Raw genomic sequence first — 13,575 nt, forward strand, 5'->3', positions numbered from 1 at the left:
GATGATCTATGTCGATGCCGATGCCTGCCCGGTCAAGGATGAGGCGATCCGTGTTGGCACGCGCCATGGATGGGCCGTTTACATCGTCTCGAATGGCGGATTGCGCCCCTCACCCCATCCGCTGGTCCAGACCGTGATCGTGCCCGACGGGCCGGACATCGCTGATATATGGATTGCCGAGCGAGCGGGCAAAGGCGATGTCGTCGTCACCGGTGATATTCCCTTGGCGGCGAAATGCGTCGCGGCCGGCGCGCTGGTGCTCAAGCATAATGGCGAGGCTTTGACCGCTGCCAATATCGGCAATGTGCTGGCGACGCGCGATTTGATGACGGATCTGCGCGCCGCCGACCCGTTTCGCCAGGGCGGCGGCAAGGGGTTTACAAAGGCGGATCGTTCACGCTTTCTGGACGCGCTCGAGCGGGCCGTCCGGCAGGCCCGTAGCCTCGCCCCCTGAAAGGCCCCTTCGCATGACCGTCCTCGCCGCTCCGGCCAACAATACGATTGGCGCGTTTTGCGCGATGGCGGCAATCCTGTGTTTTTCCTTCGTCGATCTGGGCATCAAATTGTTGAGCGAGGATTACGCGCTGCACCAGATCGTGCTCCTGCGCTCGCTGGTCAGCCTGACGGTCTTCCTTGCCCTCATCATGCCCTTCAGCGGTGGACTGCGGGTATTTCATACCCGCAGGCCCGGGGCGCATCTGCTGCGCGGATGCTTTATCGTCTGTGCCAACGTGTGCCTCTTTCTGGGCCTCGCCGCGCTGCCAATCGCGGATGCGGTTGCGATCTTCTTCATCTCGCCCTTGGCCATCGCGGTGATGTCGGTGATCTTTCTCAAGGAAACGGTCGGCCCGCGTCGCTGGGTCGCAATCCTTGTGGGGCTGGTCGGTGTCCTGCTGATCGTGCAGCCGGGCACGGAGGCATTCCAGATCGCCTCGCTGCTCCCGGCTGTCGCTGCCGTCCTTTATGGCGCGATGCACATGGTCACGCGCAAGATCCGCGACACCGAAAGCGCGGCGACCATGACGATCTATGTCATCTTCACCTTCCTGATCTCCAGCGCCGTGATCGGCTTGCTGATCGGGGACGGCCGGTTCGAGACCGGCGCGCATCCTGCGCTCTCGTTCCTGTTGCGCGCCTGGGCGCCCATCGACACACCCGACCTCTGGGTGATTGCCATGCTGGGCATTGCGGGCGTCGGCGGCAGTTGGCTGATCACGCAGGCCTACCGGCTGAGCGAGGCTGCCTTTGCCGCGCCGTTCGAGTATGTCGCGATGCCGGTCGCCATCTTCTGGGGCGCCGTGTTCTTTGACACATGGCCCAGCGCGAATGCGTGGATTGGCATTGCGCTGATCATCGGCTCGGGCCTTTACATGCTGTGGCGCGAACAGCGTCGCGGCGGCGTGCGCCCAACGTCGCGCTATCGCCGGTGACGCCCCGGGCCGTCATATTCGATATCGGTAACGTGCTGATCGAATGGCAACCCGAGCGCTATTTCGATACGCTTTGCGGCGCAGCCCGCCGCCGCGCGATGTTCGCCGCTATCGACATTCCGGCGATGATGAACCGCATCGACGCAGGCGCCCATTTCGGCGCCGAAGCCGCGCGCATGGGTGATGCCCATCCGGATTTCGCGTCCGAACTGCTGCATTTCCGCGACCATTGGTGCGAGATGGCCAAGCCTGCCATCGACCACTCTGTGCGCATGCTGCAGGCGCTAAAGGCACAAGGCATGCCAGTGTTTGCACTCTCGAATTTCGGCACCGACAACTTCCCGCTCAGCGCCGCGCAGTTTCCGTTTCTGCAAGAGTTCGACCGGGCCTATATCTCGGGCCGGATGGGTTTGATCAAACCCGAACCCGCGATTTATGCAGCTGTCGAAGCGGATTGCGGGCTGCCGCCCGAGGCGCTTTTTTTCATCGACGACCGTGCAGACAATATCGCCGCCGCCGCTGCGCGAGGCTGGCATGTGCATCATTTCCAAGGGCCGGAAGGGCTGGCGCAGAACCTCGTCACGCTCGGCCTTCTGACACCGGACCAGGCCCGGTGACAACGTTTCTCGCAATCCTCGCCCTCGTCGCTGTCACCCCCTTCCTGCGTGAGGCCGCGCGCCCGCGCATGCCGCGCCGCGATGCGCCGGGCCAGTTTGCGGACCTGCCCCAGGGCTGCGTGCATTATCGCTGGCTGGGCGCAAAGGACGGGCCTGTCGCGGTCTGCGTGCACGGCCTGACAACGCCCTCCCCGGTGTGGCAGGCTATCGCCGAAACCCTCGGCGATATGGGCTACCGCGTGCTGGTCTACGACCTCTACGGGCGCGGCTATTCGGGCTGCCCCGGAGGCGCGCAGGATGTGGCCTTCTTCACGCGGCAATTGTCGGACCTTCTGGCAGACCAGAAGGTGACCGGCGACATCACCCTTTTCGGCTATTCGATGGGCGGCATCATCGCGCCCGGCTTTGCCGCCGAGAACCCTCGGATGATCCGCAGGATCGTTCTTCTGGCGCCCGCAGGGATCGGCCATGATCTGGGCCCCGCCTCGCGCCTGATGGCCAAGACAGGGCTGCTTGGCACCTGGGCGATGCTGGCACTCTATGGCCGTTCGATGCGCCGCGCGCTCGAAGCCGAGCGGAGCCAGGCGTCGGGCGTGCCGGGCATTGTCGACATGCAAATCGCGCAACTGCGCTATCGCGGGTATCTGCCTGCCGTACTGTCATCACTACGCGGCGCGCTGGACGCGGACACGGAAGCGGTGCATCGCAAACTGGCCGAGGCTGGCCTTCCCGTCCTGGTGATCTGGGCCGGGAAGGATGATGTCATCCCGATCAAAGGGCGCGATACCCTGGCCGAATGGAATGCGGCCGCCGTGCAGGAGGTGGTTCCCGAGGCGGGCCATGCCCTGCCATACAGCCACGATGCAGACGTCGCGCGTCTTCTGGGCCATCACCTGGCGCGCTAGGCCGGGATCAGCCGGGTCTCCTTGATCGGCAGATGCACAATCGCACTGAACGCGCCAACGCCAACACCGATCCACCAGACCGCAGTATAGTCGCCGTAGATGTCATACATCCGCCCACCCAGCCACACGCCAAGGAAACTGCCCAACTGGTGGCTGAAGAAGACGATCCCATAGAGCGTACCCATGTAGCGCAGCCCGTAGAGATGTGCGACCAGACCGCTGGTCAGCGGCACGGTCGCCAGCCATAGTGCGCCCATCGAGACCGAAAACAGCAGCACAGTCGCAGGCGTGATCGGTGTCAGTATAAAGGCGGCCGCGATGATCGTGCGCCCCGCATAGATACCTGCCAGCAGGTATTTTCGCGAATAACGCTTGCCCAGCCATCCCGCCGTCAGCGTGCCCGCGATGTTCGCCAACCCGATCAGCGATATCGCCACCGCCCCTAGCGCCGAGGTGCTGGTGATGCCCATTCCGTAGAGCATCCCTCCCGGCAGGATCGGCCCGCACATCTCGGTCACGAAGGCCGGGAAATGCGCGGTAATGAAGGCCAGCTGATAGCCGCAGCTGAAAAATCCCAGAAAAATCAGCACATAACTCGGATCGCGCATCGCGCGTCGCAGGATCTGGCCCAGGCTCTCCTCCAGCTCGGACCGGGTTGCGACAACCGGCACGCGCATCAAGGGCAGCACCATGAGGCTTGCCAGTATTACCCCGGCAAAGAGGACAAACACCATCTGCCAACTCATCAGCCCCAGCAGCGCCTCGGCCACCGGCGCGCCAAAGACCTGACCCGCAGATCCGGCAGCGGTCGCAATCGCCAGGCTCATGGAGCGGTGTTCGTCACTGCTTGCCCGGCCCACCACGGCCAGAATCACGCCAAACCCGGTGCCGGCGATGCCGAAGCCTACGAAAACCTCGAAGAATTGATGTGCCTCCGGCGTCACCGCCAGAGACGATGCCACCAGTCCCGCAGCATAGACCAGCGCCCCCAACACAATCGCCCGCCTGTCGCCGATCTTTTCCGCCAGCGCCCCGAACAACGGCTGCCCGATCCCCCAGGCCAGATTCTGGACAGCGATAGCAAGGCTGAATTCACTCCTCAGCCAACCGAATTCGTCCGCGATGGGGATCTGGAACACGCCGAACGATGCGCGTACCGCGAATGAGATCACCATGATCACGCAGCCCGCAATGAGAACGGGCGTGAAAATGGAGGCAGGCTTGTCCATGGCGGCTCCGGGAGGCTGGCTGCCGCACCATTGGCCGGAATGCTCGTGCCGTCAAATCACCATTCGTGCGCTGCGCCCTCAGCAATCCCGATCCTTGGCCAGCGCATCCAGCTTGGCCTCCATCGCGGCCAGACGACCCACGACTTCATCGCGATAGGTGTTGGTATTGGCCGCATCCTCGGAATGATGCGCGTCCTGCATCGAGTTCACGATCAGACCCACCAACAGGTTCACCACCGCGAAGGTCGTGATCAGGATGAAAGGCAGGAAAAACGCCCAGGCCCAGGGATGCACGTCCATCACCGGGCGCACGATGCCCATCGACCACGATTCCAACGTCATGATCTGAAAGAGCGTGTAGCCTGACCGGCCCAGCGTGCCGAACCACTCGGGAAAATCAGCGGCAAAAAGCTTGGTCGCGATCACCGCGCCGATGTAGAAAATGATCGCCATCAGCAAGAAGACCGAGCCCATACCCGGAAGCGCGGTCACGAACCCCTCGACCACCCGCCGCAACCGCGGCGCGACCGAGATGACGCGCAGCACCCGCAAGATCCGCAAGGCGCGCAGCGCCGAAAGTGCCTGCCCCGCCGGTATCAGCGCCAGCGCGACGACGATCAGGTCAAATACGCTCCACCCGTCGCGAAAAAACCGCCCGCCCCGCGCATAAAGCTTGAGCGCGATCTCCGTGACGAAAAAGGCAAGACAGGCGGTATCCAGCGCCACGATCAGCACGCCGAACTGCGCCATCAGGCTGGTCGAGGTCTCCATGCCCAATATGATCGCGTTGAAGATGATCACGCCGATGATCACCTGCCGCACGACCGCCCGCGACAAAAATGCGTCCAGCCTTGCGCGCGTATCCATTACCTGATGCCTCCCCGAGCCTGCCCAACAGCACGAAAGGCGGCCCATGCGCGCCGCCCTTCTGCTTCGTCTTGCCTCAAATATCCATTCGTTAAAAATCTGCAAGATTTCCAACGCGGCTGCGCGCAACGCAAAGAGGGAAAGAGCGCGCCGCAGGCGCTCGTTACTGCCGCGTGCCGCCTCAGCCCTTCGCGATCATCTCGGATTGGCGCACGATCACCTCGGCCTGCTTGATGCTGGCGATATCGACAAGGCGGCCCTTGTAGACGGTCGCGCCTTCGCCATTCGCCTTGGCCGTCTCCATCGCGGCCAGGATCTCGCGCGCTTCGGCAACGGCTTCCTCGGTGGGCGTGAATACTTCGTTGGCCAATGCGATCTGCTTGGGATGGATGGCCCATTTTCCGACCATGCCCAGCGTGGCCGAGCGCAGCGCCTGCGCGCGGAAACCGTCATCGTCCGAGAAATCCCCGAAAGGCCCATCGACTGGCAGCAAGCCATGCGTGCGGCAGGCCGCGACAATGGCGGCCTGCGCCCAATGCCACGGATCGGACCAGTGCTTTTGCCCATCGTGCAGCATATAGTAATTTTCCTGCGTGCCGCCGATCCCCGTCGTCGCCATGCCCATCGATGCCGCGAAATCGGCGGCGCCGAGGCTCATCGCCTGCAGACGCGGGCTGGCGGCTGCGATTTCCTCGACATGGGCGATACCCGCCGCGCTTTCAATGATCACCTCGAAGCTGATCGGCTTTGTGCGCCCCTTGGCCCGCTCGACGGCGGTGACCAGTGCATCGACGGCATAGACATCCGCCGCGCAGCCCACCTTGGGGATCATGATCTGGTCCAGCCGGTCGCCGGCCTTCTCCAGAAGGTCCACCACGTCGCGATACCACCAGGCACTGTCCAGGCCGTTGATCCGCACGCTGAGATACTTGTTGCCCCAGTCAACCGAATTGATCGCCTCGATCGTCTGCTTTCGAGCCAAATCCTTGTCATTCGGGCTGACCGAGTCCTCAAGATCGATATTGATCACATCCGCTGCGCTGGTCGCCATCTTCTCAAAGAGTTTCGCGTTGGAACCCGGGCCGAAGAGTTGGCAGCGATTTGGGCGGGCGGGAGCGGGCGGCTGCAGACGAAAGCTCATTGGAACCTCTTTCCGATAAGGAAGTTGCGTGCGGATATCCGCAATCGGTATTAAATTACCCACCCTCTTGCAAGGCGGTTTTGCAGGCGCAGCATTTGGTGAAATTCACCGAATTTTACCAAATGGACCGCAGATTCTTCGCCTATTAATTACGCAGACGCCCAAATTACGGCGCCATTTCACTGAAGACAGGTTATTACCGTAGAAATTTGCGTGATACCGGGCCTTAACTTAGATAAGACGGCATCAATCGCCGAATCCGAAAGCCGGGCCGCGCTGGCCCGCCCCTGCAAGGACCGAACATCCCATGATCGAGACGCCATATCTTCTATTTCTGGGCGATGCGCCCGATATGCTGGCCGCCAAGGTCGCCATTGGTATCCGCGACTGGCGCCCCGAAAATGCCGTCGGCCAGTTCCGCCTGCCGGGGTGTGGCGCCGATTTGGGACTGACCGAGATGACACTGCTCGAGGCAAAAGAAGCAGGGGCCAAAACGCTGGTCATCGGCGTCGCCAATCGCGGTGGCATCATCAGCCAGGCTTGGAAAAAGGTTCTGGTCACGGCGCTCGAGGAGGGTTTCGATATCGCCTCCGGCCTGCATAACCTCCTGCGCGACGAGCCCGACCTCGTGGCCGTGGCCGAGGCGACGGGCCGCAAGCTGCACGATGTTCGCGTCCCTTCGGTTAAATACCCCATCGCAAACGGCGAGCCGCGGAGCGGCAAGCGATGCCTCGCCGTCGGCACCGACTGTTCGGTCGGCAAGATGTACACCGCGATGGCAATGGAGCGCGACATGACCGAGCGGGGCATGAAGGCCACGTTCCGCGCTACCGGCCAGACCGGCATCCTGATCACCGGCGACGGTGTGCCTCTGGACGCGGTGATCGCGGATTTCATGGCCGGGTCGATCGAATACCTGACGCCGGACAATGACGCCGATCACTGGGACATGATCGAGGGGCAAGGCAGTCTCTTCCACGTCTCCTATTCGGGCGTCACCATGGCGCTGATCCATGGCGGTCAGCCCGACGCGCTGATCCTCTGCCACGAGCCGACGCGAAGCCATATGCGCGGCCTGCCCGGCTACACTCCGCCCACGCTCGAGAAGTTGCGCGACACCGCCCTCCCGCTGGCACAGGTCGGCAATCCGGCCTGCCGCGTCGTTGGCATCTCGATCAACACCCAGCACATGAGCGAGGAAGAGGCCCGGGATTACCTGGCCGACGTCGCCCAGCGCATGGACCTGCCCGCGACCGACCCCTACCGTTTCGGTGCAAGTCTGCTGGTCGACGCGTTGGAAGCGCTGTGATTTGATGGCTTCGGCGCGGGAGAATTCGCGTCCAAGTTAGAACATTTCTGAACTAAGAAAGGCGGGACGCATGCAGGTTTCGGTGACGCGCGATGTTTTCAAGTTGGCTCAGGTTTTCACCATCAGCCGCGGCTCGCGCACCGAGGCGCAGGTACTGACGGTCACGGTCAACGACGGGGTGCATCGCGGTTGGGGCGAATGCGTGCCCTATGCCCGCTACGGCGAGACGCTGGAGAGCGTGACGGCGCAGATCGAGGCGACCGAGGTGACAGACCGCGCGGCGTTGGCGGCCATGCCAGCAGGGGCGGCCCGCAATGCTCTGGACTGCGCGCTGTGGGATCTGGAGGCCAAGCGCGCCGGGCGGCGTGTGTGGGAGTTGGCCGAGCTGCCCGAACCGGGGCCGGAAATCACGGCCTATACCCTCTCGCTCGACACGCCCGAGGCGATGCAGGCCCAGGCAGCCAAGAACAAGCACCGCCCCCTGCTGAAGATCAAGCTGGGCACGCCGGACGATATGACACGGCTGGAGGCAGTCCGTGCGGGCGCGCCCGACGCACGCATCATCGTCGATGCCAATGAAGGCTGGAGCGCCGAGATCTACGCCGATCTGGCGCCGCATCTGGTGCGCCTGGGCGTTGCGCTGGTCGAGCAACCCTTGCCTGCGGGCGAGGATGACGCGCTCTTGGGCGTGGAGCGTCCCCTGCCCGTCTGCGCCGACGAGAGCTGCCATGACCGCGCCAGCCTTTCCGCGCTCAAGGGCAAGTATGACGTGGTGAACATCAAGCTGGACAAGACCGGCGGGCTGACCGAGGCACTGGAGCTTCGGCGCGAGGCCCTGGCCCAGGGCTATCGCGTGATGGTCGGTTGCATGATCGGCAGCAGCCTTGCGATGGCGCCTGCGACATTGGTCGCCCAGGGCGCGATGGTGACGGACCTTGACGGCCCGCTCCTTCTGGCCGAGGACCGGGACACACCGCTGACATTCGACAGCGCCGGGGTGCACCCCCCCGCGCCGGAGCTATGGGGATAACGACAATGCGCACCGTTTACGTGAATGGGGACTACCTGCCCGAAACCGAGGCCAAGGTCTCGATCTTCGACCGCGGCTTTCTGATGGCAGACGGCGTCTACGAGGTGGTCAGCGTGCTGAATGGCAAACTGGTCGATTTCGAGGGGCACATGACTCGCCTCGACCGCTCGCTGAACGAGCTTGGAATACCCGCCCCCGAGGCGCGCGCCGATCTGCTGGAGATCCACCGCGAGTTGGTGAAGCGCAACGGGATCGACGAGGGGCTGATCTACATGCAGGTCACACGCGGCAATCCCGGTGATCGAGACTTTCATTATCCCGCAGAAGATACCGAGCCGACGCTCGTCCTCTTCACGCAGGCCAAGCCCGGCATGATGGACAGCGCGATGGCCAAGCGCGGCGCGCGCATTGTCACGGTGCCCGACATGCGCTGGGGCCGCCGCGACATCAAGACGGTGCAGCTTCTCTACCCGTCGATGGCCAAGATGATGTCGCAAGCCGCAGGCGTCGACGATGCCTGGATGATCGAGGATGGCCACATCACCGAGGGTACGTCCAACAACGCCTATATCGTCAAGGACGGACGCATCATCACCCGCGCGCTCAGCAATGACATCCTGCACGGAATCACCCGCGCTGCCGTCCTGCGCTTTGCCCGCGAGGCGCAAATGGAGGTGGAAGAGCGCAGTTTCACCCTGGCTGAGGCAAAGGCAGCGGATGAGGCCTTCATCACATCGGCCAGCGCCTTTGTCACCTCTGTCGTGGAAATCGACGGCGACCGCATCGGTACCGGCACGCCCGGCCCCCTCGCCGCCCGCCTGCGCGAGATCTATATCGACGAAAGCCTCAAGGCCGCCATCTAGCGCGGCCCAGCACCTTCGTCTTGGCGAAAATACTCATGTCGGACCGCTCCCAAGGAGTGATCCGACTGCTTTTTCAGCGCTTTTTCTCGACATTCTCGGCGAAGGCCGTCTTGAACGCCTTCTGCTGACTGGCGTTGGCATCCGTCTGATACTGCGATTTCCATTCGTCCATGGTCATGCCATAGAAAATCTCGCGCGCCTCGTCCTTGGACATCTCGATCCCGCGCGCATTGGCAGCCTCCTGATACCAGCGGCTCAGGCAGTTGCGGCAGAACCCGGTGAGGTTCATCATGTCGATATTCTGCACATCGGTGCGCTCTTCCATCAAGTGATGGCGAAGGGCGCGAAAGGCAGCGGCTTCAAGTTCGGTACGTGTCTGGTCGTCCATGCGTGTCTCCTTCTTGGTCAGTCGGCTAAGTCAGTCGGGCAGCACGCGCTTGGCATAGGCAGGGCTCAGATCGGCAACATCCACCGACAGGCTTTGCACATGATGCATCTCAGCCTCCATCACGCGCAGGATCACCTGTGCCAGTTCCGATTTGGTCGCCTCGTCGCGCCCCGGCAAGAGGCGCAGCGTCGCGTGGGCAAAGCTCTGCCCGCGCGTGCCGAGCAGATGCGCCCCCGCGGCCTGCGTGCGCAGCTTCAGCGTCTCGGGCTTCGGGATCGCGGCATGTTCCGCCAGCGCATGGTAAAGCGCCTGGCACAGCGCGTCGAGGCCAGTGCCCCCCGCAGCATCGGCGGAATGTTCGATGATCACATGCGGCATCTTGCGCCTCCTTTACAGACCGGCCTCGGCCAGTGTTTCGGACAGGATCGGCGCCAGGCGCGCCGCCCAGGCGCGCTGCTGCGCCTCGGTTTCGATCAGATCGTTACGCAGCTCGATCAGCACGTTCGGCCGCCCCCGCTCGATCCCGTGCCGCGCGATGGTATCGCCGGGCAGATGGCCGGTATAGGGCTGATTGTCGCCCACACTCAGGTCCGGCTGGGCGCGCAAACGCGCCAACAGGCGGTGTGCGAGGCGCGTGTCGGTAGAATAGAGCACACCGATCTGCCACGGGCGCGGCGGGCGGCCGCGCAGCTGCGGCGTAAAGCTGTGGATGGACACCATGACGGGAGTGCGCCGCGTTTCGGCCGAGCGTATGATCGCCTCGTGATAGGGCCGGTGGCAGCGGCGCAGACGCTCGCCCGCGTCGATATCGGAAATACCGCGATTGCCGGGAATGATCGTGCCGTCATAAAGCTGCATGATCAGCGTCGGGTCATCCTCGCCCCGGTTCGGGTCGATCACGAGGCGAGAGAAGCGCGACAGGACGGCGGGGCCGTCCAGCGCCGCGGCCAATGCGCGGCTGACGCCCTCGGCGCCCGGATCATAGGCGATGTGGCGCGCCATGTCGTCCGCGCTGACCCCAAGGCACCCGCGATTCACGAAATCCGGCACTTCATTCGATGCGTGATCGCACAGCACCATCCAGCGCCCGCTGCGATCGGCCCCGTCTATGACGACTGGATGATATGTCACCCCAAATCCCTCGTCTGCCCTTTGCCCCGACGCAAAAGAATGGCAAAGCTTCGGACATGCGCCGGGCCGATTGCCCAGCTTTGCCCTGCCACGCCAGTTTGCTTGTCTTCGGCCTCAGAATACAGGAAGTTTCACATATGAGACGCCATCGCAACGTCAAGATCGTCGCCACGCTCGGCCCCTCGTCGGAAACCTACGACATGATCCGCGCCCTGCACGAGGCGGGAGCCGATGTCTTTCGCCTGAATATGAGCCATGGCCAGCATGACGAGATCCGCGAAAAGCACCGCATCATCCGGCAGGTCGAAAAGGATCTGGACAGCCCGATCTGCATCCTCGCTGATCTTCAAGGTCCGAAACTGCGCGTCGGCGTCTTTGCCAAGGGCGAAGAAGAATTGGAGGAAGGCGCGTCCTTCCGCCTCGATCTGGACGAGACCGAGGGTGATGGCACCCGCGTCTGCCTGCCCCACCCCGAGATTTTTCAGGCACTGGAGCCGGGCGCGTCCCTCTTGGTCAATGATGGCAAGATCAGGCTGAAAGTGACCGAGTGCAGCGCCAGCCATGCCACCTGTGAGGTCATCGTCGGCGGCACGATCAGCAACCGCAAGGGCGTGAACGTGCCGGACGTTGAATTGCCACTGGCCGCGCTATCGGAAAAAGACCGCAAGGATCTGGAATTCGTCTGTCAGCTGGGCGTTGATTGGCTGGCGCTCAGCTTTGTCCAGCGCCCCGAGGACGTGGCCGAGGCGCGCGAGCTGGCCCAAGGCCGCGCGGCCATCCTGTCCAAGATCGAGAAACCGTCTGCGGTGAAACGCTTTGACGCCATCCTTGCCGCTTCGGACGGCATCATGGTGGCGCGCGGCGATCTGGGCGTGGAACTCCCTGTTCAGAACGTGCCGCCCATCCAGAAGCGCCTTGTCCGCGCCTGCCGCGAGGCGGCCAAGCCGGTGATCGTGGCCACCCAGATGCTGGAATCGATGATCGAATCGCCGGTCCCGACCCGCGCCGAGGTCAGCGATGTGGCCACCGCCATCTACGAGGGCGCGGACGCCATAATGCTGTCGGCGGAATCGGCGGCGGGCAGCTATCCTGTCGAGGCGGTGACGACGATGGACAACGTCGCGCGCGAGGTCGAGAGCGATCCGACCTACCGCCAGATCATCGAAGCGTCACGCGTTGCCGTGCGCACCACGGTGGCCGACGGCATCGTCGCCGCCGCGCGCGAGATCGCCGAGACGGCGGATATCAGCGTGATCTGCTGCTTCACCCAATCGGGCACCACCGCGCTGCTGACGGCGCGCGAGCGACCGCGCGTGCCGATCATCGCGATGACGTCGCTGCGCGGCACCGCCCGGCGCCTCGCGCTGAGCTGGGGGGTGAACTGCGTGATGACCTCCGAGCTGGACCGGTTCAAGATGGCGGTGATCAACGCAGCCCGCGCCGCGCGGGCGCAAGGCTATGCCACGACAGAAGATCAGATCGTGGTGACCGCAGGCGTGCCGTTTAACGTGCCGGGCACCACCAACATCCTGCGCGTCGCGCCCTGCCAAGAAAGTTTGATATACGCCGCGGATCCAAGCTAAGGTGACGCATAGGTCACCCAGATAGGCGGACAGGCATGAACAGCGATCAGATACTCGTCATCGGAGTGGTGCTGGGGGTGTTTTCGATCCCCGCCATCGTCTCGGCCATCTCCGATCGGCGCCCGCCCCGCGTCGCGTCGCTGGTGCTGATCGCAGCAGGATGCCTGGTGGTCTGGGCGGTCTCCATGAAACCGACGGGCTACAGCATCACCGATGTGCCCAAGGCCTTCGTCCGCGTTGTGGGCGATTTCATCAACTGAGGCGGCTTTGCCCTTGCACGCCGGGGCCATCCCTCCTAAAAGGCGGCCTTCACCCGCGCGTCCGGCCCTGAGTGGCATGCCGAGTCGCGCGTTCGACCGACCACTGAATAGGAGCCGGAAATGCCCAAGATGAAGACAAAATCGAGCTGCAAGAAGCGGTTCAAGATCTCGGCCTCTGGCCGCGTGATCGCAGGTCAGGCTGGCAAGCAGCACGGCATGATCAAACGCAGCAACAAGTTCCTGCGCAATGCCCGTGGCACCACCACCCTGTCCAAGGCTGATGAGCAGATCATCAAGCCGATGATGCCCTACGCGCGCTAAGGAGATCCAAGCATGTCGAGAGTCAAAAGCGGCGTCGTCACCCACGCCCGTCACAAGAAAGTCATCAAGGCCGCCAAAGGTTACTATGGCCGCCGCAAGAATACGTTCCGCGTTGCAACCCAGGCCGTCGACAAGGCCAACCAGTATGCAACCCGCGACCGCAAGAACCGCAAGCGGAATTTCCGCGCGCTTTGGATCCAGCGCATCAACGCCGCCGTGCGCAGCCATGACGAGGCGCTGACATACAGCCGCTTCATCAACGGTCTGGCGCTGGCCGGTGTCGAGGTTGACCGCAAGGTTCTGGCCGATCTGGCCGTGCACGAGCCCGCAGCCTTCGCCGCGATCGTTGAGCAGGCCAAGGGCGCTCTGGCAGCTTAAAGCCCCGGCACCTCACGAAATTTTGACGCCGCCGGAGACGCTCCGGCGGCGTTTTTCGTGCCGATCCCAAGCCGCTCGGCAAATGAGGGCATGACGTGGTCCCTCTAAAGGCTATCATGTCAT

17 protein-coding genes are annotated in these 13,575 nt (G+C 63.3%); 11 read left to right on the plus strand and 6 right to left on the minus strand.

All coding sequences use genetic code 11. The annotated features are described in order from the left end of the window. Position 1: 1 nt before the first annotated feature. Genes ACEWPM_RS15335 through ACEWPM_RS15350 form a run of 4 tightly spaced genes read left to right on the plus strand, consistent with a single transcriptional unit; the run spans position 2 to position 2,952 of the window. Positions 2-454 (plus strand): YaiI/YqxD family protein, encoded by a 453-nt coding sequence (locus ACEWPM_RS15335; RefSeq protein WP_393962920.1) that lies wholly within the window; start codon positions 2-4, stop codon positions 452-454. A gap of 13 nt (positions 455-467) precedes the next feature. Continuing rightward, positions 468-1,430 (plus strand): DMT family transporter, encoded by a 963-nt coding sequence (locus ACEWPM_RS15340; RefSeq protein ID WP_393962921.1) that lies wholly within the window; start codon positions 468-470, stop codon positions 1,428-1,430. After that, complete coding sequence (locus ACEWPM_RS15345) at positions 1,427-2,047, plus strand: HAD family hydrolase (protein WP_393962922.1); 621 nt, start codon at positions 1,427-1,429, stop codon at positions 2,045-2,047. The genes ACEWPM_RS15340 and ACEWPM_RS15345 overlap by 4 nt, the downstream gene beginning before the upstream one ends. Continuing rightward, the gene (locus ACEWPM_RS15350) at positions 2,044-2,952 is read left to right on the plus strand and encodes an alpha/beta fold hydrolase (protein ID WP_393962923.1); all 909 of its coding nucleotides are present in this window, start codon (positions 2,044-2,046) and stop codon (positions 2,950-2,952) included. The genes ACEWPM_RS15345 and ACEWPM_RS15350 overlap by 4 nt, the downstream gene beginning before the upstream one ends. Here ACEWPM_RS15350 and ACEWPM_RS15355 read toward each other — a convergent pair. The 3 genes from ACEWPM_RS15355 to ACEWPM_RS15365 all read right to left on the minus strand — a co-directional run bounded on the left by ACEWPM_RS15355 (position 2,949) and on the right by ACEWPM_RS15365 (position 6,189). Further along, positions 2,949-4,181 carry an MFS transporter gene (locus ACEWPM_RS15355; RefSeq protein ID WP_393962924.1) on the minus strand — a complete coding sequence of 411 codons (1,233 nt, stop codon included), beginning with the start codon at positions 4,179-4,181 and terminating at the stop codon, positions 2,949-2,951. The two genes, ACEWPM_RS15350 and ACEWPM_RS15355, sit on opposite strands and share 4 nt — an antisense overlap. Positions 4,182-4,259: 78 nt before the next feature. Next, a complete protein-coding gene (locus ACEWPM_RS15360) occupies positions 4,260-5,048 on the minus strand; it encodes an ion transporter (RefSeq protein ID WP_393962925.1) in 789 nt (262 codons plus the stop codon). Positions 5,049-5,229: 181 nt separating this feature from the next. After that, complete coding sequence (locus tag ACEWPM_RS15365; RefSeq protein WP_393962926.1) at positions 5,230-6,189, minus strand: L-malyl-CoA/beta-methylmalyl-CoA lyase; 960 nt, start codon at positions 6,187-6,189, stop codon at positions 5,230-5,232. A gap of 307 nt (positions 6,190-6,496) precedes the next feature. Here ACEWPM_RS15365 and dgcN point away from each other — a divergent pair, with 307 nt between their 5' ends. The 3 genes from dgcN (at position 6,497) to ACEWPM_RS15380 (ending at position 9,391) form a co-directional block, all read left to right on the plus strand. Continuing rightward, positions 6,497-7,498 (plus strand): N-acetyltransferase DgcN, encoded by a 1,002-nt coding sequence (gene dgcN / locus ACEWPM_RS15370; protein WP_393962927.1) that lies wholly within the window; start codon positions 6,497-6,499, stop codon positions 7,496-7,498. 70 nt (positions 7,499-7,568) lie between these two features. Beyond that, on the plus strand, positions 7,569-8,528 hold the full coding sequence (gene dgcA / locus ACEWPM_RS15375) for an N-acetyl-D-Glu racemase DgcA (protein ID WP_393962928.1): 960 nt from the start codon (positions 7,569-7,571) through the stop codon (positions 8,526-8,528). Between the two features lie 5 nt (positions 8,529-8,533). Beyond that, a complete protein-coding gene (locus ACEWPM_RS15380) occupies positions 8,534-9,391 on the plus strand; it encodes a D-amino-acid transaminase (RefSeq protein WP_393962929.1) in 858 nt (285 codons plus the stop codon). A gap of 73 nt (positions 9,392-9,464) precedes the next feature. On the opposite strand, the gene ACEWPM_RS15385 is transcribed toward ACEWPM_RS15380, so the two are convergent. Genes ACEWPM_RS15385 through ACEWPM_RS15395 form a run of 3 tightly spaced genes read right to left on the minus strand, consistent with a single transcriptional unit; the run spans position 9,465 to position 10,910 of the window. Then, entirely contained in the window at positions 9,465-9,779 is a 315-nt protein-coding gene (locus ACEWPM_RS15385) for a DUF1244 domain-containing protein (protein ID WP_393962930.1), read from the minus strand. 30 nt (positions 9,780-9,809) lie between these two features. Continuing rightward, positions 9,810-10,157: a 5-carboxymethyl-2-hydroxymuconate Delta-isomerase gene (locus ACEWPM_RS15390; protein ID WP_393962931.1), complete on the minus strand. Its 348-nt coding sequence runs from the start codon at positions 10,155-10,157 to the stop codon at positions 9,810-9,812. 12 nt (positions 10,158-10,169) lie between these two features. After that, the gene (locus ACEWPM_RS15395; RefSeq protein ID WP_393962932.1) at positions 10,170-10,910 is read right to left on the minus strand and encodes an N-formylglutamate amidohydrolase; all 741 of its coding nucleotides are present in this window, start codon (positions 10,908-10,910) and stop codon (positions 10,170-10,172) included. Positions 10,911-11,047: 137 nt separating this feature from the next. On the opposite strand from ACEWPM_RS15395, the gene pyk reads away from it, so the two are divergent. From pyk to rplT, 4 genes are all read left to right on the plus strand, one after another. Then, a complete protein-coding gene (pyk, locus tag ACEWPM_RS15400) occupies positions 11,048-12,493 on the plus strand; it encodes a pyruvate kinase (RefSeq protein WP_393962933.1) in 1,446 nt (481 codons plus the stop codon). 35 nt (positions 12,494-12,528) lie between these two features. Next, positions 12,529-12,753: a hypothetical protein gene (locus ACEWPM_RS15405; RefSeq protein WP_393962934.1), complete on the plus strand. Its 225-nt coding sequence runs from the start codon at positions 12,529-12,531 to the stop codon at positions 12,751-12,753. A 120-nt stretch (positions 12,754-12,873) separates the two neighbouring features. Continuing rightward, a complete protein-coding gene (gene rpmI / locus ACEWPM_RS15410) occupies positions 12,874-13,074 on the plus strand; it encodes a 50S ribosomal protein L35 (RefSeq protein ID WP_076531361.1) in 201 nt (66 codons plus the stop codon). A 12-nt stretch (positions 13,075-13,086) separates the two neighbouring features. Then, on the plus strand, positions 13,087-13,452 hold the full coding sequence (gene rplT, locus ACEWPM_RS15415) for a 50S ribosomal protein L20 (protein WP_393929753.1): 366 nt from the start codon (positions 13,087-13,089) through the stop codon (positions 13,450-13,452). Positions 13,453-13,575: the final 123 nt, after the last annotated feature.

The organism is Roseovarius maritimus (assembly GCF_043355895.2).
Lineage (GTDB): Bacteria > Pseudomonadota > Alphaproteobacteria > Rhodobacterales > Rhodobacteraceae > Roseovarius > Roseovarius maritimus.